This is a genomic window from Streptomyces sp. GQ60, assembly GCF_059758875.1.
Window position 1 is genome coordinate 52,179 of sequence record NZ_JCAXEG010000007.1, and the last position, 24,840, is coordinate 77,018.

Here is a 24,840-nt window from a genome sequence, read left to right on the forward strand (position 1 = left end):
GCCGCGCGTGGCCTCAGGCCCAGGTCTGGCCGGTGAGGCGCTCGTAGGCCTCGACGTACCGGGAGCGGGTCTGCTCCACGACCTCCTGCGGGAGGGCGGGCGGCGGGAGTTCGCCCTTGGAGTCCCAGCCGGACGCCGGGGAGGCCAGCCAGTCGCGGACGTACTGCTTGTCGAAGGACGGCTGGCTGTGGCCCGGCTCCCACAGATCGGCCGGCCAGAAGCGGGAGGAGTCCGGGGTCAGCACCTCGTCGGCGGCGACCAGGTTGCCGTCCTGGTCGAAGCCGAACTCGAACTTGGTGTCCGCCAGGATGATCCCGCGGTCGCGGGCGATGTCCCGGGCCCGGCCGTAGACGGCGAGGGTGGTCTGGCGCAGCAGGGCGGCCGTCTCGGCGCCCTGGGTGCGCGCGACCTCCTCGTAGGAGACGTTCTCGTCGTGCTCGCCGACCTCGGCCTTGGCGGCCGGGGTGAAGATCGGGCCGGGCAGCTCGGAGCCGTCGACCAGGCCCTCGGGCAGGCCCAGTCCGCAGACCGTACGGGTCTTCTCGTACTCGGCGAGGCCCGAGCCGGTCAGGTAGCCGCGGGCCACGCACTCGACGGGGACCATGTCGAGGTTCCGGCAGACCAGGGCGCGGCCCGCCCAGTCGGCGGGGGCGCCGGGGGGCAGCTCCGCGCTGATGACGTGGTTCGGGACGAGGTCCGCGAGCTGGTCGAACCACCACAGGGAGAGCTGGGTCAGGATCCGGCCCTTGTCCGGGATCTCGGTGGGCAGCACCCAGTCGGCGGCGGAGATGCGGTCGCTGGCGACCATGACGAGATGGCCGTCCTCGTCGCGGTAGAGGTCGCGGACCTTGCCGGTGTGGAGGTGGACGAGGCCGGGCACCTGGACCGGCTCGGGCTTTTCGACGAATCCGGGCACGGAGTCTCCCTGTGGTTCTGTACGAGCGCGCGGCCCATTCTCCCGCACCTGCCCACGGGCGCGGACAACGGGTCCGCGGGTCCCCCGGTCAGTCCCTCGTGCAGAGAGGTCAGCAGAGAGGTCAGTCCCTCTTGCAGATCCGGTCGAGGAGGTTGGCGGTGGCCCGCTGGACCCGCTCGTCCACGTGCCCGGGGCGGTCCAGGGCCGGTGACCAGGCGAAGGTTCCCGAGGCGAAGACGAGCGCGCCGCTGGGGGCCCGGTAGAGGGAGGTCTCCTGGTGGCGGCGGTGGCCCTCGCCGTCCTCGTACGGGGAGTGCGCGAGCAGGATCCGGCTCTGGTGCTCGGGGAGCTGCGTGCGCGGGAAGTACCGGTCGGCCTCGCCCGCGACCAGGCCGGGCAGTTCGTCGTTCTCGACGGCTCCCGTGGAGTCCCAGAGCCAGTGCGTGGCATTGCGCACGATGAGGGGCGCGGGCTCGGGAACCCGTCCCGCGTACTGGATGCCGAGCAGTTGCTGCTCCGGGCGGTCCACCTCGCGCCAGAGGCTGGGGCGGCCGGGACCGCGGCGTTTTCGGCAAGTGAGGAGCCGGTCGTCGACCCCGGAGGGCGAGGGGGAGAGCTCGACCTGCCAGTACATGGTGTTGGCGGAGAGGAAGACGAGCGAGGTGCCGTGGTCGCGGGCGCGCTCGACGGTGCGGCGCATGGGGCCGGACCAGTACTCGTCGTGGCCGGGGAAGACCAGGCCGCGGTAGCGGGTGGGGTCGACGCGGCCGGCGTGCAGGTCGCGGGCGTCGGCGTAGGCGAGGTCGTAGCCGTAGCGCTCGGCCCAGCGGATGAAGTCGTAGGCGTGGCCCACGTGCAGGGGCAGGCCCGCGCCGGCGTAGGGGCGGTCGAAGGAGACGGTGATGGCGGCGTCGCGCTCGCCGAGCAGCCGGCCCTCCTCGTCCCAGGCGTGGTAGAGGCTCGCGCCCGTCCTGCCGTCCTCCGGGTAGAGGTTGTAGGCCTGCCAGGTGATGTCGGGGAGCAGGAGCAGCAGATCGGCGGGGTGGTCGTCGCGCACCGTGAAGGGGATGTGCGAGCGGTACCCGTCGGCGGTCGTGAGGACGGCCACGTAGGCGCCGATGCTCCAGTACGAGGGGACCTGGAGCCGCCAGGAGAGCCACCAGTGGTGGCAGGAGACCGTGCGGTCGGCGGTCAGGGGAGCCGGCTGGACGATACCGGAGAGCCGGGGGCTGGTGGTGATCTTGGAGGCGCCGTCGCCGCCGTAGTGCCCGATGCGGTAGACGTCCACGGAGAACTGCTGGGGCGGATCCACGGTGATGTGGAAGTCGATGGCCTCACCGGGCGTGACGGCTCCGGTGGAGGCGAACCCCTTGATCTGCCGGTGCACGTCGTCGGCGGTGCGGGGGCCGCCGGCGCCCCGGGCACGGGGGATCTGCTGGCCCGGCCCGGCGGCGACGGCCGGGTCCACGTACCAGGGCACGACCTGGCCGCTGTCGTCGTAGTAGAGCTCGCTCCCCCGGAACCACGGCAGGGGGCCCTGGCCGAAGGGATCGGTCACCGCGTGCGCGAGCGCACCTGACTCCCAACGCCGGATCTGCTCCGCACCCATACCGCTGCTCCCCTCCCTCGCTCCCCCAAATGCCACGACCGATCCCCAGCACATCACATAACGCACGCACTCCGTCACCGTTCGTCGCGAAAAGTTCAACGGGGATCTGGCTGCCGCCCGGTTCTGGGGCGTGGGGGGCCCGAGGGGCCGGAGGGCCGGGCGGCGGAGCCTCGGGGCGGCCGGGCGGAACGGCCGGGGCCGGGCGGCCGGGCGGAACGGCCGGGGCCGGGCGGCCCGGGCTGGGCCGTCTCTTTCGGATCGGGCCGGGCACGATCCGAAAGAGACGGCCTAGACCAGGCGGACCGGCTTCTCCGGGCGTACGCCGACCTCCGCGAGCCAGTCCCGGAGCGGGCCGGGGTCCCGGTCCTCGACGAGCGACAGCACCGGCCCGGCGAGATCGGCCCGCCGGACCCCGGCGACCAGCAGGACCGGCCCGTCCAGCCAGTCCAGCCCGGGCTCGCCCCCGGCGGAGTCGACGGCGGCGCAGCACACCAGCGCCACGACGTGGTCCGCCAGCAGGTCCCGGCCGCTGCGCGGAGCCTCCAGCGGGAACAGCGGCAGCGCGTCGGCTCCACGGCCCGAGGCGGCGGCCGCCGCCACGGGCAGGGCCTCCCGCGCCAGGTCACCGCTCAGCCGGCCCGCCAGGGCGTCGGCGTCGGCCTCCGCGAGGTGGCTCAGCACCCGCTCCACGGTGGAGGCGGCGGGCACCGACGAAGACGACAGGGCGTCCAGTGCGGCCAGCAGGCGGGCCGCCTCCGTGCGCCATTTGCGGTCGACGACCTCCTCCGGATAGGCCGCCCAGTCCACCGGCGACCAGTCCGGTCCGGTCTCGGCCGGACCGCCGTGGAAGAGCCGGGCCGCGAGCAGCGAGGCGGCCTCGTCCACCGCACCCGGCTGGTCCAGCAGGTCGCACGCCGGGCGCTCGCCCAGCCGTGAGGTGAACCCGTCGGCCAGCCGGTCGCGCCGGGACAGCTCGGTGAGTGCCGAGACGACCCCCGCGTCCAGGTGGGCGGGCCAGCGGCCCATCCGCCAGGCGGGCAGGGCGACGCGGGTCAGCAGCCGGTCCCAGCCGGCGTACGCCAGCCCGACCTGCTCCTGGGCGACGATGCGCAGCGCGTAGTCCACACCCTGTGCACGGTCCGAGGCGGCGGCTGCGACCCCGCGCTCCATCTCGGCGGCGTCCACCCGGCACAGCCGCAGCAGCAGCCGGGCGGGGGCGGCGATCCAGCCGAGGAAGCGCCGGCCGCCCACGTCCACGGCGGCGTCGAGGCCCCGTACGAATCCGCGCGCATCGGCTATGTCCGGGTGCGCCGAGGGGCCCGTACCCGCCACTACGGGTGCGAGGACGGCCCTGAGCTCCGCGACCCTCATCCACCACAGGAACGGCGAGCCGATCACCAGCACCGGGGCGGCGCCGGGCTCGGACTCCGGGCCGCCGGCTCCGGCGGCCCCACCTGATATGCGCGTGCGGCCGCGGGCACGGCGGTGCGCCGCGTGCGTCCGGTCCTCGAGCCAACTGTCGCAGTCGGGGGTCAGGGCTATGGCGGAGGGCGCCGGGACGTCCATCCGGTCCGCCAGGTCCCGCACGAGCCGGTAGAGATCGGGGGCGGCGGCCTCCGACAGCGGCACGGTCGGGGTCATGGCGGGGCTCGCCCGCAGCACGACGGCGGCGAAGATCCCGCCGACGAGCAGGACGAACGCGGCGACGGCGCACACGGCGAGGGTCACGGCCGGCCAGGGGTCACCGGCGAGCCGGCCCGTCGAGCGAGCGCTCACCAGCACCACGGCGAGGGCGGCGGGCAGCAGCCCGACGGCCAGTGCCCTGCTGCGCACACGCAGCACGGCCAAGGCACGGGAACGCGCGGACGGCGTACCCACTTCAGCGATCGAACCGGTTCCGGACACGGCCGGACCTCACCCCCTCTGCCACGCGGCGGCTTTGCTCACTCCCCCACTGTGACACCAGCCACTGACATCGCAATGCCGGTGGGCCATGTGCCGGAATGAGTGCCGGAATGCTTGCGCCGCACCATAGTTGGGGCGGGGGCGGCCGTCAGGCAGACCGGGTGACGATCACCCGATGGAATGGCTTTGGGTAAAGGTGGGTGCGTTCGAACGCGGCTGGATGCACTCGTACGCGAGCATGCGCGCGGGCCCGGCCGCACCGAGTGCGCACCGGGCCCGCGTCCGTGAAATCCCGCCGGATGCCGCCGGTCAGCGGGATTCCGCGGCCTTCGCCGCGATATCCGTGCGGTACTGCGAGCCGTCGAGCCCGATCCGCGCGACCGCCTTATACGCCCTGTCCCGGGCCTCCGCCAGATCGGAACCGGTCGCCGTCACCGACAGCACGCGGCCGCCCGCGCTGACGACCGCGTCGCCCTCGCTGCGCGTCCCGGCGTGCAGGACGTACGCGTGCGGGGCGTCCAGCTCGGCCACCTCGGCCAGGCCCGTGATGGGGTCCCCGGTGCGCGGGGTCTCCGGGTAGTTGTGGGAGGCGATGACCACGGTGACGGCCGCGTCCTCGCGCCAGCTGAGCGGGGGCAGGGCGTCCAGGGTGCCGTTGGCGGAGTGCAGCAGCACGCTCGCGAGCGGGGTGCGCAGCCGGGCCAGGACCACCTGGGTCTCGGGGTCGCCGAAGCGGGCGTTGAACTCGATGACCCGGGTCCCGCGCGAGGTGATCGCGAGGCCCGCGTAGAGCAGCCCGGAGAAGGGGGTGCCGCGGTGGCGCAGCTCGTCCACGGTCGGCTGCAGGACGGTGGCCATGACCTCGTCGACGAGCTTCGGGTCGGCCCAGGGGAGCGGGGAGTACGCGCCCATGCCGCCGGTGTTGGGGCCCGCGTCGCCGTCGAGCGCGCGCTTGAAGTCCTGCGCGGGCTGGAGCGGCAGCACGGTGACGCCGTCGGTGATGGCGAAGAGCGAGACCTCGGGGCCGTCGAGGAACTCCTCGATGACCACGCGGTCGCAGCCCAGCGCGTGGGCGCGGGCGGCGGCCCGGTCGTCCGTGACGACGACGCCCTTGCCGGCGGCGAGGCCGTCGTCCTTGACCACGTACGGGGCGCCGAAGGCGTCGAGGGCCTCGTCCACCTCTTCCGGGGTGGTGCACACGTAGCTGCGCGCCGTCGGAACTCCGGCGGCTGCCATCACGTCCTTGGCGAAGGCCTTGGAACCCTCCAGCTGCGCGGCCTCGCCGGACGGGCCGAAGACGGGGATGCCGGCCGCGCGCACGGAATCGGCGACCCCGGCGACGAGCGGGGCCTCCGGGCCGACGACGACCAGGTCGGCGCGGAGCTCGGTGGCGAGGCGGGCGACGGCATCGCCGTCGAGCGGGTCGACGGGGCGGAGCTCCGCCACCTCGGCGATGCCGGCGTTGCCGGGAGCGCAGTACAGCGCGTTGACGTCGGGATCGAGGGACAGAGAGCGGCACAGGGCATGTTCGCGGGCGCCGCCGCCGATGACGAGGACCTTCACGCGATGAAGACTAGCCCGCGCTCGCGGGTGCCCTTCGTGCGGGCACCCAAGTCGGACCCCCTAGTCGTTCGTATATTCCTCTACAACGGTGGCGCCGAGCTCGCGCACGATCAGGTCGTGCCCGCTCAGTGCGCTGTCGACGAGGTCCGGGTCGTCGGCCTCCGCGATGTCGTCCTCGGGGGCGACCGGCGGGGGCGCCTGGTGGGTGGGCGGCTGGTGCTGCTGGGACTGTTGGGACTGCTGCTGCTGGTACGACTGCTGCGGCTGCTGGGGCTGTTGCTGCGGCTGCTGCTGGTACGACTGCTGGGGCGGCTGGGACTGCTGCGGCTGCTGCGGGGCCTGCTGGGCCGGCGGCTGGTTGTAGGCGGGCGCGGGCGGAGCGCCGTACGAGGACGCGGACACGGGGGTGATGGGCTGGGCGCCCCCGCCGACGACGGCCTCGATCTTCCAGGTGACCTGGAACTGCTCGGCGAGCACCGCCTTGAGGACGTCCTCGCTGCCGCTGCTCGCGAAGTTGTCCCGGGCTCCGGCGTTGGGGAAGCCGAGCTGGAGGGTGGTGCCGTCGAAGCCGGCCACCTGGGCGTTCTGGCTGAGCAGGATCCAGGTGAAGCGTCGGCGGTTCTTCACGGCCTCCAGGACGGCCGGCCACATCGCCTGGATCTGCCCGGCGCCGGCAGCCATACCGGGTCCCGGGGCGGCGGGCGCCGCCGGAGCGGTGGCCTGGGCGGGGGCCGCCGGAGGAGCCGAGGGGGCTGCCGGGGCACCGGGGGTGGCCGCGCCGGGCCAGGCACCCGCGGCGGGGGCGGCGGCCGGAGCCGGGGCGGTGGCCGGGGCGGGGGCCTGGGCGGAGGCCGGGGCCGCGGGGGCGCCGGGGGTGGCCGCGCCGGGCCAGGCACCGGGGGCGCCGCCGCCGGGCTGCGCGGCGCCGGGCCAGGCTCCGGGCGCGGCGGCGGGCGCGGCCGGAGCCGCGGCGGCCACCGGCTCGGGCGGAGCCACGGGGGCCGGGGCGGGAGCATGGTGCACCGGAGCCTGGGCGACCGGGGCCTGGTGCGCCGGAGCCGGCTGCGCGGGGGGCCGTACCGTCGCCGGGGCCATGGCGTGGGCCTCCGGCCCGGGTACGTAGCCCATGGCGGGGGCCGGGGCGAAGGCAGCGGCGGCGGAGGCCGCACCCCCGCGCTCCAGCCGGTCGAGCCGCGCCTGCACGGAACGCTCGTCGTCGAAGGCGGCGGGGAGCAGCACGCGGGCGCAGATCAGCTCCAGCTGCAGCCGGGGCGAGGTGGCCCCGCGCATCTCCGTGAGCCCGGTGTTGACCAGATCGGCGGCCCGCGACAGCTCGGCGGCCCCGAAGACGGAGGCCTGGGCCTGCATCCGCTCGACGACGTCGGCGGGGGCGTCGATGAGCCCCTTCTCCCGGGCGTCGGGCACGGCGGCCAGGATCACCAGGTCGCGCAGCCGCTCCAGCAGGTCGGCGACGAAGCGGCGCGGGTCGTTGCCGCCCTCCACCACCCGGTCGACGATCTCGAAGGCGGCGGCCCCGTCCCCGGCGGCGAACGCGTCCACGACGGCGTCGAGGAGGGTCCCGTCGGTGTACCCGAGGAGCGACGTGGCCATGGCGTACGTCACACCCTGGGCGGTGGCGCCGGCCAGGAGCTGGTCCATGACGGACATGGAGTCACGGACGGAGCCGGCGCCCGCGCGGACGACGAGCGGCAGCACGCCCTCCTCGACGTGGGCGCCCTCGCGGCCGCAGACCTCGCCGAGGTAGTCCCGCAGGGTGCCGGGGGGCACGAGCCGGAAGGGGTAGTGGTGCGTCCGGGACCGGATGGTCCCGATGACCTTCTCGGGCTCGGTCGTGGCGAAGATGAACTTGAGGTGCTCCGGCGGCTCCTCGACCACCTTCAGCAGGGCGTTGAAGCCCGCCGGGGTGACCATGTGCGCCTCGTCGATGATGTAGATCTTGTACCGGCTGGAGGCGGGCCCGAAGAAGGCCTTCTCACGCAGGTCACGGGCGTCGTCCACACCACCGTGCGAGGCCGCGTCGATCTCGATGACGTCGATGGACCCCGGCCCGTTGCGCGCGAGGTCCTTGCAGGACTGGCACTCCCCGCAGGGGGTGGGCGTGGGGCCCTGCTCACAGTTCAGGCAGCGGGCGAGGATGCGCGCGCTGGTGGTCTTGCCACAGCCTCGCGGCCCGCTGAACAGGTACGCGTGATTGACCCGGTTGTTGCGCAGGGCCTGCATCAGCGGGTCAGTGACATGCTCCTGCCCGATGACCTCGGCGAACGACTCGGGGCGGTAGCGGCGGTACAGCGCAAGGGACGACACGTATACGAGGTTATCCGGGCCCACCGACAACGGCGGCCCGCAGACCCGCCCGGCCCTCGGCGGTCCCCCGCGGTCCGCCGCGATGCGGCTGAGCGGCCCGGCCGGCCCGACCCGTCCCGGAACGCAAAGCGCCCCCCACGCACCCACCAGAGCCCACTTACCCTTGCTGCCTTCCGGCCCTGGGGGAGTTGGGTGAGATAGCGCCACGTGAGGGGCTGGCCCCACCCTAGCGGATGGAGGGCCCCGGAATCGAGCCGGACCCCGTCCGGAGCTCCACCCGACCCGACCTGGACCCCGACCTGGACCCCGGCCCGGGCCCGCCCGGCGATCACGTTCGCGAGCACCCCTCAACGTCTTGTATTGTTTGCCGCGGAGGATTCGCCTAGTGGCCTAGGGCGCACGCTTGGAAAGCGTGTTGGGGGCAACCCCTCACGAGTTCGAATCTCGTATCCTCCGCCATTGCTCTCACCGGGCAATACGTCGAAGGGCCCCACCGCTTGCGGTGGGGCCCTTCGACGTTCCGTGGTCTCAGTTCCAGTCTCACTTATTTGCCGCACAACCGGGCGATCTACAAGATCCCGACCTCGATGGCCTATCCCTCGTACTCCCATGGGTTCAGCAGGAGTGCGCCTGATCGCGCCAGATGCTTGATGTTCCGGCTCACCAGCGTCCAGCCGTGCGCCAGGGCGGTGGCAGCGATCAGCGCATCGGGGGGATCGATGCTGGTCCCGGCACTCTTGAGCCTCCGGTGAAGAGCGAGGTAGGCGAGTGCCTCCCGCTCTCCAACGGCGGCGATCCGGTCGCGGTACTGATCACGGATGTCCATGAGCGCCAGCTCGAAAGCGGTACGCCGCACCGGATCAGGTGTTCCCTCAATGCCCGCTTCGATCTCCGCGACCGTGATGACGCTCAGGTAGAGGGCAGGAGCTGGAACCGACCGAGCCCAGGCGACGACGGCCTGGGCAGGCTTCGGCCGGGTGGTGATCTCGGCGACCACATTGGTGTCGAGCAGATAGATCACTCGCCATCCGCCTCGTCGTCGTAGGACCGCTGCCCGAACTCCAGCCCCTCGAACGGGGCCGCCGTGAGCCGTTCGAGAAACCCGTCGCTGCCCAGGGTCGCCCAGCGGTGAAGCATGTCGGGCAGAGCATCGATGTCGGTGTCGGCGAGCTCGGCATCGAAGTGCCCGAGCTGCTGCTCAGGCAGAGACTCCCGGATCTCCCGGATCGTCCGGAGCGGATGAAGCTCCTCAGGTCTGCGCGGCGGGAGCGGCAGATTCGGGGCAGTGCTCATGATCGGCTCCTCCACGCTGTGGTCCAGGTACTCATGCCTGAAGACCACCCTAGGACGGGTGGCTCTGGAGAGGGCCGAAACGACCGGAATCTGGGCTTTGACCGGGCCCATCCGCAGAGTCGCCATCGACTGCGTCCGGCCGCGACACCCACGGCACACCAAGAGTGGCTGCACATGTTCAGCGACCTCACGGGGACAGGCCTGGAAGGCCCAGGGTTCAGGATGAACAACCGACTACGGTCAGCGGGCAGCGCCCCAGCCACGGGAGGCGCTGCTGAACCAGAGGGAGCGAGCTTCCCGCCCTGTCGGTCCGACCGCCTACGCTTGGTGCCCTTGTCGCTCGCTGCGCTCCGGAGCACGTCGGATGGGGATGCTCTGTGCCTAACGTTCATTCCACCCACCTGGTCGACCGGGCTGGTGTGTCCCGCGCCGCCTACTTGGTGTCCACGCAACTGGGCTGGCTCTTCCGGGAACAGGAAACTAGCGACATCGGGGTCGATGCCCACCTTGAGGTGGTGGACACCGCGGGCCTGGCTCCTGGCAGCGTCGGCCTGGGAACCGGTCGGCTCCTTGCCGTTCAGCTCAAGTCAGGGGCCAGTCAGTTTGCTTCTCCGGGGGAGGGGGGCTGGTGGTACTACTGCGATACGCGCCACGTCGTGTACTGGCACAAGCACTCGCTCCCAGTCGTCATCATGCTGTTCAACCCCGCCACTGAGCAGATCTTTTGGCAGCATGTCGATGGCGAGACGCTCAAGCCCACCGGCCGGAACTACAAGATCTTCGTCCCTGAGACGCAGCAGTTGGATGAGATCTGCGCCGAGGCGCTCAGCAGACCCGCACGGCACCGCACCAGATCAAGCGACTCCCCGACGGATCCGGACCGGCCGGAGGAAGCCAGGAAAAAATCCGTCCGACTCGCGGATTACGAACTGGCCGGCTCCATCGATCTACTCATGGGGAGCACCGAAGAAGGCCTCGCCGGGGCGAGTCCGCGCGACTTCAGGACGGCGCTCGCGAACCGACTGCGCTCTCTGCGGCGTCTTGCCGGTTCACCAAGTGTGGAACTCATCTCTGCCAGAACCGGGTACGAGGAGGACAAAATCGCTGCCTACCTGGCAGGGAGTGCCCTCCCCGGCCGCGGCCGGACGGTGACGATCGTCAACATCCTCATCGAGCACGCCCGCGTCCGGGACGTCGAAGTGCCCGACCACTTCCAAGACATCCGGGCCTGGGAACGGATGCAGCGGGTCGCGAAGAGACCCGGAATGCAGAAGATCGTGAAGAACAAGGCACTCGCAGGATCTCTCAAGACCAACTAGTGCTCCAGCAGCAGTCCGCTACTTGACTCCGCGATGCCACGATCGGGTGGGGTCCTCTCCACCTCGGATAACGCGGTCCCCCCACTCGCGGTCCCGGCTACGCAGCCCGGAGCCCGGAATGGTCTCAGTTCTGGTCTCATTCAGCCCCGTCCGCCCAGGTCCAGCCGCTGCCCACCGACTCGTCTCGGACCAGGTCAGAACGGGTACGGACCTCAGCGGACAGCGCTGAGGAGACTTGGAAAGCGTGTTGGGGGCAACCCCTCACGAGTTCGAATCTCGTATCCTCCGCCATTGCTCTCACCGGGCAATACGTCGAAGAGCCCCACCGCTTGCGGTGGGGCTCTTTGCGTCTCTCCTCGCATACTGGCGAACTGGTGCTCCCCTTCCCGCAGGCGAGGAACAGCATGGTCGTCCACACCGCGGTTCCGCTCGGCGTCGAGGCACCGAGGAGCCACGGCCGGGTCTGGTACGCCTCGTACGGCTCCAACATGCACATGGACCGGCTGGCGGCCTACATCGCCGGTGGAACGCCGCCCGGTGGAACGCGCTCCCATCCCGGCTGCCGGGACCGCCGGGCGCCGGAGCGGTCGATCGCCGTCCAGCTCGACGGATGCCTCTACTTCGCCACCGAGTCCCCGGTGTGGACGGGGGGCAGGGGCTTCTACGACCCGTCGGCGACCGGCCGCCTGCTGGGGCGCGCCCACCTCGTGACCGTCGGCCAGATCTCGGACATCGCCGCGCAGGAGATGTACCGGGAGCCGGGGACGGACCTCGACCTCGCCAAGGTGCTGCGCGACGGCCGCGACGAGTCGGGCGGCGGCCGGTACGAGACCTTGATCTGCCCGGGGACGGTCGACGGCATCCCCGTGCTGACGCTCACCGCGCCGTGGTCCCTCCGGGACGTCGAGCCGCTCGTGCCGTCCGCCGCGTACCTGCGGTACCTGGCGGGCGGCCTGCTGGAGTCGGGACCCTGGCAGGAGCAGGAGATCGCCGAGTACCTGTGCGCCTGCCCGGGCGCGGCCGGCCACTGGACACCGCGACAGGTGCTCGACCTGCTCGCGGGACGGAGCGGGGCGTCGGGGAGCCGGGCGTAGGCCCGCACTAGCGTGAGGTCATGGACACGGGACGGGAATTCGAGAACCACCGGCCACGGCTGTTCTCGCTGGCGTACCGGATGCTCGGCTCGGCGGCCGAGGCCGAGGACGCCGTGCAGGACGCGTACCTGCGCTGGCACGGAGTCGAGCCCGGTCAGGTGGCCGCGCCGGGCGCGTGGCTGGCCAAGGTGGTCACCAACCTGTGCCTGAACCGGCTCGCCTCCGCCCGGGTGCGGCGCGAGGAGTACTTCGGGCCCTGGATCCCTGAGCCGGTGGGGACCGGTGCCGGGGCGCTGGGGCCGATGGAGACGGCGGAGCAGCGGGACTCGGTGTCGTTCGCCGTGCTGACGATGATGGAGCGGCTGTCGGCTCCCGAGCGGGCAGCCGTGGTGCTGCGCGACGCCTTCGAATACAGCCACCGGGACATCGCGGGCGTACTCGGCTGCCCGGAGGCGAACGCGCGCCAGCTCTACCGCCGGGCCAAGCAGCACCTGGCCGACGGCCGGACGCGGTTCACCGCCTCGCGGGAGCAGGACGACGAGCTGCTCGCCCGGTTCCTGGCCGCCGCGTCCGAGGGCGCGATGGACCGGCTGGAGCAGCTCCTCTCCGACCAGGTGGTCGTCTGGTCGGACGGCGGCGGCAAGGCGAGCGCGTCGAGCCGGCCGGTGGCCGGGCGGGACAAGGCGGCCCGTTTCCTGGTCGGCCTCTTCTCCCGGTGGGTCAACGGCGCGCAGATCGGGTTCGCCGAGGTGAACGGCGTTCCGGCGGTGGTCGGCTGGGCGGACGGCGAGCTGACCGCGTTCGGGGCGCTGGAGCTCGGCGAGAGCGGGATCACCGGCATCCGGCTCGTTCTGAACCCGGACAAACTCGCCTTTCTCGCGACTCAGCTCCGAGAGCTGTCACAGAACGCCTGACCCGTCGGTTCTTCATCAGTGACGGCGCCGGCGCCAGCAACGGGACAGCACGGCGACAGCACCGCGACAGCGGCTTCGGAAGGCTGGGACCGATGAAGAACGACACGATCATGGTGACCGGAGCGACGGGCATGCTCGGCCGCGAGGTCCTGGACCGGGTCCGCCGCACCGGCCGCCCGGTCCGCGCGCTCACGCGCGGGGCCGCGCTGCCGGACGACGCCGGCGTGGACTGGTACACCGGCGACCTGACCAGCGGCGCCGGACTCGACGAGGCGCTCGCGGAGGTCCGTACGGTCATCCACTGCGCGAGCGACATCCGGCACTTCAAGAACGACGTCCCCGGCTTCCGGCACCTGCTGGACGCCGCGAAGCGGGCCGGCGTCCAGCACGTCGTCAACATCTCGATCGTCGGCGTCGACCGGATCCCCTACCCGTACTTCCGGGTCAAGCTGGAGGGCGAGCGGCTGCTCGCCGGCTCGGGGATCGGCTGGACCAACCTGCGGGCCAACCAGTTCCCCGCGCTGCTCGACCTCGCCCTCGGGGTCCTGTCGAAACTCCCCGTGGTCCTCGTGCCGTCCGGCACCGACTGCCAGCCGGCCGACGCGGGCGAGGTGGCGGACCGGCTGGTCGAACTGGCCCTGGGCGAGCCGGCCGGCCGGGTGCCCGACTTCGCCGGCCCGACCGTGTACCCGGCCGCCGGCCTCGCCAAGGACTGGCTGCGCGCCGCCGGCAAGCACCGCGCCGTCCTCCCGGTACGCGTTCCCGGCAGGATCGGGGCCGCCTGGCGCGCCGGCCACCTGACCGCCCCCGGCCACGCGCTCGGCAGGCGCACCTGGGAGCAGTACCTCGCGGAGCGGGTCGCCCGCTGACCCCGCGACCCCCTGCCTCCTGACCCCGCTGCTCCCTGGCCCCGCTGACCCCGCTGCCGGTGCGCGCCGAACGTGCGGGTGGGCATACCGGCACATACCGTTGCCCGAGACGGCCGAGGAGGTCGCGCGGGAAGCGGGTGAGTGGCGGGTGGCGTGGATGGACTGGCTCAGGACGGAGATCTTCCAGCCCCATCCCGAGCTGCTGATCTTCCTGACCATCGCCGTCGGCTTCCTGCTCGGCCGCCTCCGGTACAAGTCCATCGCCCTCGGCGCCGTCACCGGATGCCTCGTCGCCGGCCTGGTGATCGGCTCCCAGGCCAAGGTCGAGATCGACGGTCCGATCAAGTCCGTCTTCTTCCTCATGTTCCTCTTCGCCCTCGGCTACGACGTCGGCCCGCAGTTCTTCCGCGCCCTGCGCAAGGACGGCCTCCCCCAGGTCGTCCTCGCCCTCATCGTCTGCGTCACCGGACTCGCCTCCGCCTGGGCCTTCGCCACCCTCGCCGGTTACGGGCCGGGCCTCTCCGCCGGTCTGCTCGGCGGCGGCCTCACCCAGTCCGCCGTCATCGGCGTCGGCTCCGACGCCATCGCCCACCTGCCCGGCGTCGGCGCGGACGAGGCGCGGGACCAGTCCCACCTGATCGCCGTCGCCTACGCGGTCACGTACCCCCTCGGCACGGTCCTGCCCGCGCTGCTCCTCGCCGGCTTCCTGCCCCGCCTCCTGCGCCGGGACCTCGCGGCCGAGAGCGCCGTGCTCGCCGCCGACCTGGAGGCCGCCGAGGACGACCCCGACGCCGGGGAGGGCTACTACAAGCACGTGCTGCGCGCGTACGCCGTCGACGTGGCGGCCTTCGCCGGGCGCACGCTCGGGGAGTTCGAGGCGGAGCAGAAGGCCGCCGGGCGGCGGCTCTACATCACCCGGCTGCGCCGGGCCGGGGAGATCCTGGAGCACGCCGCGGACACCCGGGTCGAGATCGGGGACGTCCTGGCCGTCAGCGCGGTCCGCGGCGACCTCGTCGCGTACGACGCGCGCACGCACATCGGGATGGAGACGGACGACTTCGAGCTGCTCGCCTACCGCACCGAGTCCCTGCACGTGGTCATCACCGACCGGAACCTCAGCGGGCGCACCATCCGCACCCTGCGCCACGAGGAGTTCATGCCGGGCGTCTTCGTCGACGGGCACTGGCGGGCCGGCGCCGACCTGCGGGTCCGGCTCGACACCACCGTGGAGCGGGGCGACACCCTGGTCCTCACGGGGCCGCGCAGCCGGGTGGAGGCGGCCGCGGCGGCGCTGGGCAAGCCGGTGCCGACCAGCTTCGCGACGGACATGGTGTGGATCGCGCTCGGGCTGTTCCTCGGCGGCTGCCTCGGCATCCCGGCGCTGCACGCGGCCGGCGCGCCGCTGTCCCTGTCCACCTCCACCGGGGCGCTGCTGATGGGGCTGGTCTTCGGCTGGATCCGGAGCAAGTACCCCACGTACGGGAACCTGCCGTCGGCGGCGCAGTGGCTGATGGGCACGCTCGGCCTGTGCGTGTTCGTGACGGTCGTCGGCCTCAACGCCGGACCGAGCTTCGTCCCGGGCCTGCGCGAAGCCGGCTGGCCGCTGCTGCTCTGGGGCGCTGCCGTGACGAGCGTGCCGCTGCTGGCCGGATTCGCCTACGGGCACTTCGTGCAGCGGCTCCCCCTCCCGATCCTGCTCGGCGCCCTGGCCGGAGCCCAGACCACGACGGCCGCCCTCGGAGCCCTGACGGAACGCGCCCGCAGCCAGATCCCGGCCCTGGGCACGACGGTGCCGTACGCCTTGGGCAACGTACTGCTGACGATGTGGGGGTCGGTGATCGTGCTGCTGCGGCGATAGCCGGCCGCAGGAGCGCGGCGAAGCCTAGCCGTGTGGGATCAGGGCCACCGGGCTGTGGGCGTGGTGGGCCATCGCGTGGTCCGTGGGGCCCATGCCGTGGAGGGGGCGGTGGTGGCGGCGGCCCACGACCAGGAGGTCGGCCCGCTCGGACTCGTCGAGCAGGACCTGCGCCGGGGCGCCGGGGCGGGTCACGCACTCGGCCGGGACCCGCGGGTAGCGCGCGCCGGCCGCGGTCACCACCGCTTCGAGCGGCTCCGGGGCCGCCGGGCCCGTGGTCACGGCGTGCACCGCGCGGAGCGGCAGCGCGTGCTTGGCCGCCCAGGCGAACGCGAAGTCGAGTACCGCGGCGTGGTCGCCCGCCGGGTCCACCCCGACGACCACCCCGTGTCCGTGCGGCGCGCGCTCGGCGGGCTCCCGCACCAGGACGACCGGGACCTCGGCGCGCCCCGCGGCGTGCAGCGCGGTGGAGCCGAGCCGCGGGACGACGTGGCGGTCCTCGCCGCTCGCGCCGAGCACGATCAGCCCGGCGTGCGACTGGGCGGCGTCCCGGGGGATCTCGTTGCCCGGTCCGCCCTCGGCGGTGGCCGCCTCGACGGTCAGGCCCTGGTGGGTGGCGCGGAGTTCCCCGACCAGGGCCGTCAGCGCGGTCCTCGCCACGTGCTCGCTCGCGCCGAGGACGGGCTGGAACTCCACGGAGATCGGCTGGACGGTCGGCCAGGCCTGGCCCACGTGGAGCAGCCGGAGCGGGGCCCCGGCCGCAACGGCCTCACGGGCGGCCCACCGGGCGGCGGCGAGGCTCCGGGAGGACCCGTCGAACCCGGCGAGGACGGGGCCGGCGGGCGGCGTGGACGGGGCGGGCCGGTCGGGCCGGTCGGGCTGATCGGGCTGATCGGGCCGGTCGGGCTGATCGGGCTGATCGGGCTGAGCAAGCGGGACGGACATCGGCGGCACCCTTCCTTCACATGCCGCGGCCAATTCCTGGTCGCACCTACGACGCTACGCCAACTGCCGCTTTTGCCCCCTTCGTGGGGTTTTCCGAAAACCTTCCCCGGGACACGCCAGTGGGGCAGCTCCACCGGAGCTGCCCCACTGGAATCGGTCCGCGCCGCGGTCAGCCCTGCGTGAAGTAGCCGAGCAGGTCGGTGATCACCTGGTTGGAGCCGCCGTAGCTGTTGAAGACGCTCACCTTGCCGCCCGTCCCCACCGGGGAGATCACGTGGTTCGGGACCGTGGAACCGGGGAGGGTGTTCAGGCTGCTGGCACCGGGGAGCTTGCCGCCGAAGGCGTACGCCGTCAGGAAGCCCGGGCCGGTCGAGTCCGTCGCGGTGACGTTCAGGACCGCGCCCAGGGCGTTCGCGGGCAGGCCCGTGACCGTGGTCGTGGCGCCCGGGGCGACCTTGCCGGTCGTACGGGTGTCGGCCAGGCGCTTGGGGACGACCGGGGTGAAGAGCGCCTTGCCGTCCTTGCCGTAGTAGCCCACCGCGTCCAGGACCAGGTGCGTCGAGCCGCTGTTCGTGAACAGGGTGATCGTGCCGTCGGGGCCGACCGGGACGATGGCCTGGTTGGACTTGTCCTTGCCCGGCTCCACGTTCAGGTTCGACGTGGTCGGACGCTTCGCGGGGTTCGGGTACGCGATCACGTGCGCCGGCTGGGTCGCGCCCGCGCCGGTCAGGTTCAGCGCGACGGCCTTGGCGTCGGCCGGGATGCCGTTCACGCCCGCGACCTTCACCGTGCGGGTCTTGCCGCCGCCCAGCGCACCGCCGGTCGTACGGGTGTCCAGGACGCGCGTCGGGGTCAGCGGGGAGAAGCGGTCGCCGGCGTTGGGCTGGTAGTAGCCGACGAAGTCCACGATCAGCGTGGCCTTGCCCGAGTTCAGCTGGACCCAGAGGTCCCTGGGCATCGGCTGGCTGCCGACGGGGACCGTGATGGTGTTGGAGGAGGTGCCGCCCGCACGGACGTTGAGGTTCGAGGTGGCCGGGCGGTCCTGTCCCTGGGGCCAGACGGTGAGGTGGGTGTCCTCGGTGGCGCCGGTGACCGTCACGTTCAGGACGACCGAAGCCATGCCTCCCGAGAGGGCGTGGCCCGGGATGTTGGTGCCGACGGGCAGCACCACGCCCCTCCGGATACCGCCCGCGATGGGCGCGTTGCTCTGCCGGGTGTCCTCGATGCGGAACGGCTCGGTGGCGGTGTAGCCGGACGGGGCGTAGTCGACCTTCACGGTCTTGCTGACCGTGGACTTCCCGCCCTTGGAGTCCTCGAGGGTCATCGTCACCTTGCGCTCGCCAGGTGCGCCGAACTTGTGCGTGACCACTCCGGCGGCGTTGCCGTAGCTCGTGTACCCGTCGCCCCAGTCCACGGTCATGGACTGGACCGGCCACGGAGTCGCGCTGCCCACGCGGTCGACCTTGACGGTCAGCGGGCGGACGCGCTCGTCCGGGCTGGTCGAGTCCGGCAGAACCGACTCGCTCGTGAAGGCCGCGGTCAGCGGGGTGGCCGGGGTGGCCTTGACCGGCCCGCTCTCCTTGGAGACCTCTTCCCCGGCCGCGTTGACCGCCCGCACCTTCACCACGTAGTCGCCCGGTGTGGCGTACGTGTGCTCGGCGGTGGCCTTCTCGGTGACGACCGGGGCCGTCCCGTCGCCGAAGTCGAAGTGGTACGTGACGTCCACGGGCCACCGGCTGTCCACCTGGGCCGAGGCCTTCACGACCGTGCCGACCGGCGCCCAGGCCTGGTCCACCGTCAGGCTGACGCCGCGCATGAGCTCCCGGAACTCGGCGGACCCGCGGTCCATGTACCCGCCGTCCTTGCCGGTGTTGGGCACGTTCGGGTCGTCCGCCATCGACATGCCGCCGGGGGAGACGGGGAGCGCACCCGGAGCCGTGGCGTCGCCCGAGTCGATCGTGGGCGAGCCCTCGACGAGGCCGACGCCCTCGGCCGTCGAGCGGAGGATCTCGTGCGCGCCCTGACCGCTGCCGGCCTTGAACGCCGCCACGGTCGGGTAACCGGTGCCGGCCCAGCTGTAGGGAACCAGTGGGGTGGCGGTGTTGCCCGTGATCAGGTTGTAGTCGACCCGGGTGCCGGGCGTCGCGCTCTGCGCGACCGCTATGCCGGTCCGCTGATCGGCGGCGGACGTGCACGTCCCGCCGGTTTTCGCGGTGTAGAGCAGGTTGTTGGCGAGCGACGCGCCGGTCGAACCGCCGCTGACCGAGATGGCCGCCTCGCAGGCACCCATCACGGTGTTGTTGGTGAGGACGGTGCCGGGCGCGTCCACCACCTGGACCGGCGACTGCCTGTGGCTGTAGGCCGTATTCCGGCTGAGCACCGTGCGCTGGGCACCGCCGTCGACGCGGGCGCCGTGGAACTGGCTCCAGCGGACGGATACGTCCGTGCTCTCCTTGCCGATCGCGAGGGAGTTCGCTTCGCCGAAGTACGCGGCCCGGAGGCTCTCCAGCGTGACGTCGTGGGAGTTCTCGACGCGGACGCCCTTCGTGGTGTCGAGCCCGCGGATCACCACGTGGGAGGCCCCGTCGATGGTCAGGCGCCGGTCCAGGACGGCCCGGTGATCGCCCGCGCCGTCGCCCTCGACGACGAAGGTGATCGGCTTGCCCGGCTCGCCCGAGCGGTTGATGGTGACGGCATCGGTGTAGATGAGGTCCGGCGCGATGCGCACGGTCTGGCCCGGCAGGACCGCCTTGGCCGCCGCCGCGATCGAGCAGAAGGGAGCGGCCTGCGAACCGGTCCCGGTGTCGGAGCAGTTCGAGTTGGAACCGACTCGTACATAGAGGTCGGTCGGAGTCTCGGCGGCGAATGCCGCCGGAACACCGAGAAGAGTGACAAGGCCTGCGGTCAGCGAGGCAGCCGCACGGTTTGAACGCACCAGCAGTTTTCCTTCAGGAAGAAGCGACACGTGTGAGTCCGCTGTCGATGCGGGTGCGGCGCCGCACAACTGGTAAAAGTCCTGTCCCCCCCAAAGAGACAGTCGGGCGCACGCGATCCACAGAAGCGTTCGATCATCATCCACGGCGCGAAACCCCCGGGTCAACGGCCTAACCGACGATCCGGCCCGTCAACCACGTCGGGCTGCCCGAATCTCGCCCAGGTGCTGCTCGGAGCCGGAACCGGGGGCCCGCCCCGGCCGTGGCCGGCCCCCGCTCCGTCCGTCAGGCGAACTCCGGCATCTCGCCGACCGTCTTCGTCACGTCGATCACCGCGAACGCCGCACCCTGCGGGTCCGTCACCGCCGCGAAGCGGCCGAACGGGCTGTCCATCGGGCCGAAGTGCAGCTTGCCGCCGTGGGCCCGGGTCTTCGCGACCGCTTCGTCGCAGTCCGGTACGGCGAAGTAGACCTGGACGTACGAGGGGATCTCCGGCGGGAAGTCGGTGCCCATGTTCATCCGGCCCAGCACCGGGTTCTCCGGGCCGCCCAGGCTGAAGACCTTGAAGTCCATCCCGGCCGTCTCCGGGTCGTCACCGGCGTCCATCTGCTGGGATTCGTACGGGAAGACCTGCGGGAGGAACGCGTCCGACTTGGCCACGTCGCGCGAGAAGAACTCGGCCCAGCAGTACGCACCCGCCTCGCCCATCTTCTCGAAGCCCTTGTGGTCGCCCGGCTGCCAGACGCCGAAGACCGCGCCGCTCGGCTCCTTCGCGATGGCCATCGTGCCGAAGGAGCCGACCTGCATCGGCTCCATCAGGAGCTCGCCGCCGGCGGCCTTGATCTTCGCGGCCGTGGCCGCGGCGTCGGACGAGGCGAGGTAGAGACACCACTGCGAAGGGGCGTCCGCCCCCGGCATCGGCGGCACGACGGCCGCGACGGCCTTGCCGTCGGAGTAGGCCTGCGTGTAGTTGCCGTACTCGGTGCTGGACTCTCCGAAGGTCCATCCCAGCACGTCGCCGTAGAAGGTCTTCGCGCCCTCCAGATCGGAGAACATCGCGTCCGCCCAGCAGGGCGCGCCTTCCGTGAACTCAGCCATGATCGATCGACTCCTGTGTCGTGTACGACGTGACCCGTCTCGGTACTCACGCTAGGCGCGGGGTCCGACAATCGCGCGGGGAGCACCTCCGCGCGGGACCCTGGTGACATGGACAAGAACGCAGACGCAGACGCTGGCGCCGGCGCCGGCGCCGGCGGGGTCACCATCCGTCTCGCCCAGCAGCCGGAGGCCGACGAGCTGCTCGGGCGCAGCCCGCTCGCCGCACTGGTCGGGATGCTGCTGGACCAGCAGGTCCCCATGGAATGGGCGTTCTCGGGGCCCTACACGATCGCCCGGCGCCTCGGCTCCGACGACCTCGACGCGCACGCCATCGCCGCCTACGACCCGGAGGCCTTCGCCGCGCTGCTCTCCGAGAAGCCGGCCGTGCACCGCTACCCGGGGTCGATGGCGAAGCGGGTGCAGCAGCTGTGCGCGTACCTGGTGGAGCACTACGAGGGGGACGCGTCGGCGGTGTGGACCGATGTGGACACCGGCGCCGAGCTGCTGGAGCGGCTGCGGGCGCTGCCGGGCTTCGGGGAGCAGAAGGCGCAGATCTTCCTGGCGCTGCTCGGCAAGCGGTTCGGGGTGCGGCCGCGCGGCTGGCGCGAGGCGGCCGGCGTGTACGGGCCGGCGAACGTCTACCGGTCGGCGGCCGACATCACGGGGCCGGAATCACTGGCCAAGGTACGGGCGCACAAGCAGGAGGCGAAGGCCGCCGCGAAGGCCGAGAAAGCGGCCACCGGCGGTGCCACCAAACGGAATTGACGGTTCGGGCGAGTGCCCCGCCCGTTGTCGGACCCGACCCCTAAGCTCGTGATCATGACTGAGAACCTGACGCGCGCCGCCACTGCCGAGACCATCTCCGATGGCCCCGGCAGCCTGATCACCCTGCTCACGGACACCGCCGAGCTCACGTGCAACACGGCCACCTTCGAGGCGGGCGCGGCGGGTGCTCCGGTGCACTTCCACACCAAGGCGACCGAGTTCTTCCACGTCACGGACGGCACCCTCGACGTCCTGCTCGGCGACGAGATACACACCCTGACCAAGGGCGACTTCCTCGCCGTGCCGCCCGGCGTGAAGCACGCCTTCGCCCCGGCGGCGGACAGCACCGCGGAGGTCTTCGTCGGCTTCACCCCCGGCATGGGCCGCTTCGACTACTACCGGCTGCTGGGCCGGGTCCGGGCCGGCGAGGCCACGGTGCAGGACATCATCGACAGCCAGCCCGTCTACGACAACCACTACGCGGAGAGCGAGGCCTGGGCCGGCCGCCTGAAGCGCAGCGCCGAAGCGTAGATCTCGTCGGCGTCGAGCCGTCGCAGTTCCTCCGCTATGAGCTCGGCGCTGCTGCGGATCTTCAGCGCCACCTTGCGGTCGGGGCTGCCCGGCAGGAGCAGGGTGGCCAGGACCCCGTCGGGGCGGTCCACGCGGATCTCCCCGCCCGTGGTCGTCAGCCGGACCCGGGTGATGACGGGGCCCTCGGTCGCCACCCGCTCCACGGGTACGCCGAGCCGGTCCTCCAGCCAGCGGGCCAGCAGCTCGGAGCTCGCGTTGCCGGGCTCGCTCTCCACGGCCGCGCCCGTCACCGGGAGCGGCTTCTGGTCCAGGGCGGCTGCCAGCAGCGACCGCCACGGGGTGAGCCGGGTCCAGGCCAGATCCGTGTCCCCCGGCTCGTAGGCGCCGCCCCGGCCGTCGAGCGCGGCGACCGGGTCGGCGGCCGCCTCGGCGTCCGTGATCCGGCGCTGCGCGAGGGCGCCCAGCGGATCCCGGGCCGGCGCGGCCGGGGCCTCGGCGGGCCACCAGGCCACCACGGGCGCGTCCGGCACCAGCAGCGGGAGCACCACGGAGCCCGCGTGCTCGTTGAGCGTCCCGTGCAGCCGGAGCAGGACGATCTCCCCGGACCCGGCGTCGGAGCCGACCCGCAGCTCGGCGTCGAGCCGGTTCTGCCGCAGCCGGTGCGAGCCGCGCGCGGTGCGCTTGATCACCGCGATGATGCGGCAGGGGTGCTCCCGCGAGGCCTCGGAGGCCGCGCGGACGGCGTCGTAGGCGTTCTCCTCGTCCGTGGCGACGACGAGGTTCAGCACGAGCCCCATCGTGGGACTCCCGACGGCCCGTCGCGCGTCGAGCAGGGCCCGGTTGACCTTGCTGGATGTCGTATCGGTGAGTTCGGTCCGCATGCTCCGAGTCTCGCAGGCCGGACGGTGCGCCAGCTACGGAATCCCCCGCCCGCCCGCGCGGTTCAGCGGCGCCGCCTGGCCGTACCGAAGAGGGACCGGGAGATCTCGCGGCCGAGCTGCGTACCGATCGACCTGGCCAGGGAGCGGAAGAGCCCGCTGCCCACCACCTGCTCCGCCAGCGACGGGTCCGGCTTCGGCGCCGCCTTCGCGGCCGCCTTCGCCTGCTTCTCCGCCTCGGCCGCGGCCGCCGCCGCCTCGGCTTCCGCCTCGGCCGCCGCCTGCTCGGCGCTGATCTTCTCGTACGCCGATTCCCGGTCGACCGGCTCCGCGTACCGCGAGTAGAGCAGCGAGGACTTCACCGCCCGGTCCAGCGCGGCCGCGTCGATCGGCGCCATCAGCGACTCCGGGGCCCGCAGCCGGGTCGCCGCCACCGGGGTCGGCGCGCCCTTCTCGCTGAGCACCGTGATCACCGCCTCGCCCGTCCCCAGCTGGGTCAGCAGCTCCTCCAGGTCGTAGTCGGAGTTCGGGAAGGTCTTCGCCGTCGCCTTCAGCGCCTTCGCGTCGTCCGGGGTGAAGGCGCGCAGCGCGTGCTGCACCCGGTTGCCGAGCTGCGCCAGCACGTCGGCCGGCACGTCCTTGGGGGTCTGGGTGACGAAGAAGACGCCGATGCCCTTGGAGCGGATCAGCCGGACCGTCTGCGTGATGGCTTCGAGGAAGGCCTTCGAGGCCCCGTTGAACAGCAGGTGCGCCTCGTCGAAGAAGAAGACCAGCTTGGGCTTCTCCAGATCGCCGACTTCCGGAAGATCCGTGTACAAGTCCGCCAGCAGCCACATCAGGAAAGTGGAGAACAGCTGCGGTTTGTCCTGGACCGCCGGTAGCTCCAGTACGGAGACCAGTCCGCGCCCGTCCGCCGCCGTACGGAGGAATTCACTGGTGTCGAATTCGGGCTCGCCGAAGAATTCCGCGGCCCCCTGTTGCTCGAAGGCGGTGAGCGCCCGCAGGATCACCCCGGCGGTCACCGTGGAGAGGCCGCCGATGCCCTTCAGCTCGGGCTTCCCCTTGTCCGAGACGAGGAACGCGACGACCGCCCGCAGGTCCTTGAGGTCGATCAGCTCCAGGCCCTTGGTGTCGGCGTAGTGGAAGATCAGCCCCAGCGACTGCTCCTGCGTCTGGTTGAGCTGGAGCACCTTGGACATCAGGACCGGACCGAAGCTCGTGACGGTGGACCGCAGCGGGATTCCCGGGCCGATCCCGCCCAGCGAGTAGAACTCGCTGGGGAAGCCGGAGCCCTCCCATTCCTGGGCCACGTCCTTGGCCCGCTCCTCGATCTTCTCGTTGGCCGTGCCGGGCGCGGAGATCCCCGAGACATCGCCCTTGATGTCCGCGAGGAAGACCGGAACGCCCTGGGCCGACAGTTGCTCGGCGATGAGCTGCAGCGTCTTGGTCTTGCCGGTTCCGGTGGCCCCCGCGACCAGTCCGTGCCGGTTGAGCATCGACAGCGGGATGCGGATCTGGTGCTCCGGCAGGCAGGCCCCGTCCCAGAGCAGGGCCCCCAGATCGAGCGCGGGTCCGGTGAAGGCGTACCCCGCGGCGATCTGGCCGGCAGGGGACGCGGCGGCGGTGCTCTGGCTCATATGTCACTCCCGAAATAGCACTCTTCGCCACCTTTGCACCGTCATCACAAGGCTGCGCCCGCAGGCCCCTGCCCGGTAGGCTTTCCGTGTGATCTTCAAGCGCATCGGAAATAGGCGGCCGTACCCCGACCACGGCAGGGAAACCACCCGGCAGTGGGCGGACGTAGCCCCGCGCCCGGTCCGGCTCGACCAGCTTGTGACCACCAAGGGCCAGCTCGACCTCGAAACGCTGCTCGCCGAGGATTCGACCTTCTACGGGGACCTCTTCGCCCACGTCGTGAAGTGGCAGGGCGACCTGTACCTGGAAGACGGTCTGCACCGCGCCGTCCGCGCCGCGCTCCAACAGCGCCAGGTCCTGCACGCGCGCGTCCTCGAACTGGGCTGACCCGCC

At 72.1% G+C, this 24,840-nt stretch carries 20 protein-coding genes, 1 tRNA gene and 1 other RNA gene; 9 read left to right on the forward strand and 13 right to left on the reverse strand.

The features are described 5' to 3' along the window. Positions 1-13: 13 nt before the first annotated feature. From AC6CKD_RS18995 to ffs, 6 genes are all read right to left on the reverse strand, one after another. Positions 14-916 (reverse strand): phosphoribosylaminoimidazolesuccinocarboxamide synthase, encoded by a 903-nt coding sequence (locus AC6CKD_RS18995; RefSeq protein WP_498328646.1) that lies wholly within the window; start codon positions 914-916, stop codon positions 14-16. A 121-nt stretch (positions 917-1,037) separates the two neighbouring features. Continuing rightward, complete coding sequence (locus AC6CKD_RS19000) at positions 1,038-2,525, reverse strand: N,N-dimethylformamidase beta subunit family domain-containing protein (protein ID WP_498328647.1); 1,488 nt, start codon at positions 2,523-2,525, stop codon at positions 1,038-1,040. Positions 2,526-2,813: 288 nt separating this feature from the next. Beyond that, entirely contained in the window at positions 2,814-4,430 is a 1,617-nt protein-coding gene (locus AC6CKD_RS19005) for a hypothetical protein (protein ID WP_498328648.1), read from the reverse strand. A gap of 309 nt (positions 4,431-4,739) precedes the next feature. Further along, on the reverse strand, positions 4,740-5,993 hold the full coding sequence (gene purD / locus AC6CKD_RS19010; RefSeq protein WP_498328649.1) for a phosphoribosylamine--glycine ligase: 1,254 nt from the start codon (positions 5,991-5,993) through the stop codon (positions 4,740-4,742). Between the two features lie 60 nt (positions 5,994-6,053). Then, entirely contained in the window at positions 6,054-8,318 is a 2,265-nt protein-coding gene (locus tag AC6CKD_RS19015; RefSeq protein WP_498328650.1) for a DNA polymerase III subunit gamma and tau, read from the reverse strand. A gap of 121 nt (positions 8,319-8,439) precedes the next feature. Beyond that, positions 8,440-8,538: signal recognition particle sRNA small type (gene ffs, locus AC6CKD_RS19020), an RNA gene on the reverse strand. 151 nt (positions 8,539-8,689) lie between these two features. Here ffs and AC6CKD_RS19025 point away from each other — a divergent pair. Further along, positions 8,690-8,777 (forward strand) — tRNA-Ser (locus AC6CKD_RS19025). A 133-nt stretch (positions 8,778-8,910) separates the two neighbouring features. Here the strand turns inward: AC6CKD_RS19025 and AC6CKD_RS19030 are convergent. Both AC6CKD_RS19030 and AC6CKD_RS19035 read right to left on the reverse strand, forming a co-directional pair. Further along, positions 8,911-9,339: a type II toxin-antitoxin system VapC family toxin gene (locus AC6CKD_RS19030; protein ID WP_498328651.1), complete on the reverse strand. Its 429-nt coding sequence runs from the start codon at positions 9,337-9,339 to the stop codon at positions 8,911-8,913. Further along, entirely contained in the window at positions 9,336-9,737 is a 402-nt protein-coding gene (locus AC6CKD_RS19035; RefSeq protein WP_498328652.1) for a hypothetical protein, read from the reverse strand. Before AC6CKD_RS19035 ends, AC6CKD_RS19030 begins: the two co-directional genes overlap by 4 nt. Positions 9,738-10,030: 293 nt before the next feature. On the opposite strand from AC6CKD_RS19035, the gene AC6CKD_RS19040 reads away from it, so the two are divergent. From AC6CKD_RS19040 to AC6CKD_RS19060, 5 genes are all read left to right on the forward strand, one after another. Next, entirely contained in the window at positions 10,031-10,930 is a 900-nt protein-coding gene (locus AC6CKD_RS19040; RefSeq protein ID WP_498328653.1) for a DUF4365 domain-containing protein, read from the forward strand. 404 nt (positions 10,931-11,334) lie between these two features. Beyond that, complete coding sequence (locus AC6CKD_RS19045) at positions 11,335-12,024, forward strand: histone deacetylase (RefSeq protein WP_498328654.1); 690 nt, start codon at positions 11,335-11,337, stop codon at positions 12,022-12,024. A 20-nt stretch (positions 12,025-12,044) separates the two neighbouring features. Beyond that, complete coding sequence (locus tag AC6CKD_RS19050) at positions 12,045-12,938, forward strand: RNA polymerase sigma-70 factor (protein ID WP_498328655.1); 894 nt, start codon at positions 12,045-12,047, stop codon at positions 12,936-12,938. A gap of 92 nt (positions 12,939-13,030) precedes the next feature. Next, positions 13,031-13,807, forward strand: coding sequence for an SDR family oxidoreductase (locus tag AC6CKD_RS19055; protein WP_498328656.1), 777 nt, complete (start codon positions 13,031-13,033; stop codon positions 13,805-13,807). 157 nt (positions 13,808-13,964) lie between these two features. After that, positions 13,965-15,665 (forward strand): aspartate:alanine exchanger family transporter, encoded by a 1,701-nt coding sequence (locus AC6CKD_RS19060; RefSeq protein WP_498328657.1) that lies wholly within the window; start codon positions 13,965-13,967, stop codon positions 15,663-15,665. Between the two features lie 24 nt (positions 15,666-15,689). On the opposite strand, the gene AC6CKD_RS19065 is transcribed toward AC6CKD_RS19060, so the two are convergent. The 3 genes from AC6CKD_RS19065 to AC6CKD_RS19075 form a co-directional block, all read right to left on the reverse strand. Further along, positions 15,690-16,607 carry a universal stress protein gene (locus tag AC6CKD_RS19065; RefSeq protein WP_498328658.1) on the reverse strand — a complete coding sequence of 306 codons (918 nt, stop codon included), beginning with the start codon at positions 16,605-16,607 and terminating at the stop codon, positions 15,690-15,692. 169 nt (positions 16,608-16,776) lie between these two features. Further along, a complete protein-coding gene (locus AC6CKD_RS19070) occupies positions 16,777-19,542 on the reverse strand; it encodes a PKD domain-containing protein (protein WP_498328659.1) in 2,766 nt (921 codons plus the stop codon). 283 nt (positions 19,543-19,825) lie between these two features. After that, positions 19,826-20,638 carry a VOC family protein gene (locus tag AC6CKD_RS19075; protein WP_498328660.1) on the reverse strand — a complete coding sequence of 271 codons (813 nt, stop codon included), beginning with the start codon at positions 20,636-20,638 and terminating at the stop codon, positions 19,826-19,828. A gap of 108 nt (positions 20,639-20,746) precedes the next feature. Here AC6CKD_RS19075 and AC6CKD_RS19080 point away from each other — a divergent pair, with 108 nt between their 5' ends. Beyond that, positions 20,747-21,403: an HhH-GPD-type base excision DNA repair protein gene (locus tag AC6CKD_RS19080; protein WP_498328661.1), complete on the forward strand. Its 657-nt coding sequence runs from the start codon at positions 20,747-20,749 to the stop codon at positions 21,401-21,403. A 54-nt stretch (positions 21,404-21,457) separates the two neighbouring features. Next, on the forward strand, positions 21,458-21,934 hold the full coding sequence (locus AC6CKD_RS19085) for a cupin domain-containing protein (protein ID WP_498328662.1): 477 nt from the start codon (positions 21,458-21,460) through the stop codon (positions 21,932-21,934). Here the strand turns inward: AC6CKD_RS19085 and opcA are convergent. Both opcA and AC6CKD_RS19095 read right to left on the reverse strand, forming a co-directional pair. Further along, positions 21,880-22,815, reverse strand: coding sequence for a glucose-6-phosphate dehydrogenase assembly protein OpcA (gene opcA / locus AC6CKD_RS19090; RefSeq protein ID WP_498328663.1), 936 nt, complete (start codon positions 22,813-22,815; stop codon positions 21,880-21,882). The genes AC6CKD_RS19085 and opcA overlap by 55 nt on opposite strands. A gap of 62 nt (positions 22,816-22,877) precedes the next feature. Next, positions 22,878-24,449, reverse strand: a complete 1,572-nt coding sequence (locus AC6CKD_RS19095) for a helicase HerA-like domain-containing protein (RefSeq protein ID WP_498328664.1) — start codon at positions 24,447-24,449, stop codon at positions 22,878-22,880. Positions 24,450-24,537: 88 nt separating this feature from the next. On the opposite strand from AC6CKD_RS19095, the gene AC6CKD_RS19100 reads away from it, so the two are divergent. Continuing rightward, on the forward strand, positions 24,538-24,834 hold the full coding sequence (locus tag AC6CKD_RS19100; RefSeq protein WP_112446725.1) for a type II toxin-antitoxin system VapB family antitoxin: 297 nt from the start codon (positions 24,538-24,540) through the stop codon (positions 24,832-24,834). Positions 24,835-24,840: the final 6 nt, after the last annotated feature.

What these genes read in the sequence shown, in the direction of transcription:
- AC6CKD_RS19055 (WP_498328656.1), top strand. Translation starts at nt 13,031, where the DNA reads ATGAAGAACGACACGATCATGGTGACCGGAGCGACGGGCATGCTCGGC.
- AC6CKD_RS19000 (WP_498328647.1), bottom strand. Translation starts at nt 2,525, where the DNA reads ATGGGTGCGGAGCAGATCCGGCGTTGGGAGTCAGGTGCGCTCGCGCAC.
- AC6CKD_RS19060 (WP_498328657.1), top strand. Translation starts at nt 13,965, where the DNA reads ATGGACTGGCTCAGGACGGAGATCTTCCAGCCCCATCCCGAGCTGCTG.
- AC6CKD_RS19095 (WP_498328664.1), bottom strand. Translation starts at nt 24,449, where the DNA reads ATGAGCCAGAGCACCGCCGCCGCGTCCCCTGCCGGCCAGATCGCCGCG.
- AC6CKD_RS19035 (WP_498328652.1), bottom strand. Translation starts at nt 9,737, where the DNA reads ATGGCGACTCTGCGGATGGGCCCGGTCAAAGCCCAGATTCCGGTCGTT.
- AC6CKD_RS19085 (WP_498328662.1), top strand. Translation starts at nt 21,458, where the DNA reads ATGACTGAGAACCTGACGCGCGCCGCCACTGCCGAGACCATCTCCGAT.
- opcA (WP_498328663.1), bottom strand. Translation starts at nt 22,815, where the DNA reads ATGCGGACCGAACTCACCGATACGACATCCAGCAAGGTCAACCGGGCC.
- AC6CKD_RS19050 (WP_498328655.1), top strand. Translation starts at nt 12,045, where the DNA reads ATGGACACGGGACGGGAATTCGAGAACCACCGGCCACGGCTGTTCTCG.
- AC6CKD_RS19075 (WP_498328660.1), bottom strand. Translation starts at nt 20,638, where the DNA reads ATGGCTGAGTTCACGGAAGGCGCGCCCTGCTGGGCGGACGCGATGTTC.
- AC6CKD_RS19045 (WP_498328654.1), top strand. Translation starts at nt 11,335, where the DNA reads ATGGTCGTCCACACCGCGGTTCCGCTCGGCGTCGAGGCACCGAGGAGC.
- AC6CKD_RS19080 (WP_498328661.1), top strand. Translation starts at nt 20,747, where the DNA reads ATGGACAAGAACGCAGACGCAGACGCTGGCGCCGGCGCCGGCGCCGGC.
- AC6CKD_RS19065 (WP_498328658.1), bottom strand. Translation starts at nt 16,607, where the DNA reads ATGTCCGTCCCGCTTGCTCAGCCCGATCAGCCCGATCAGCCCGACCGG.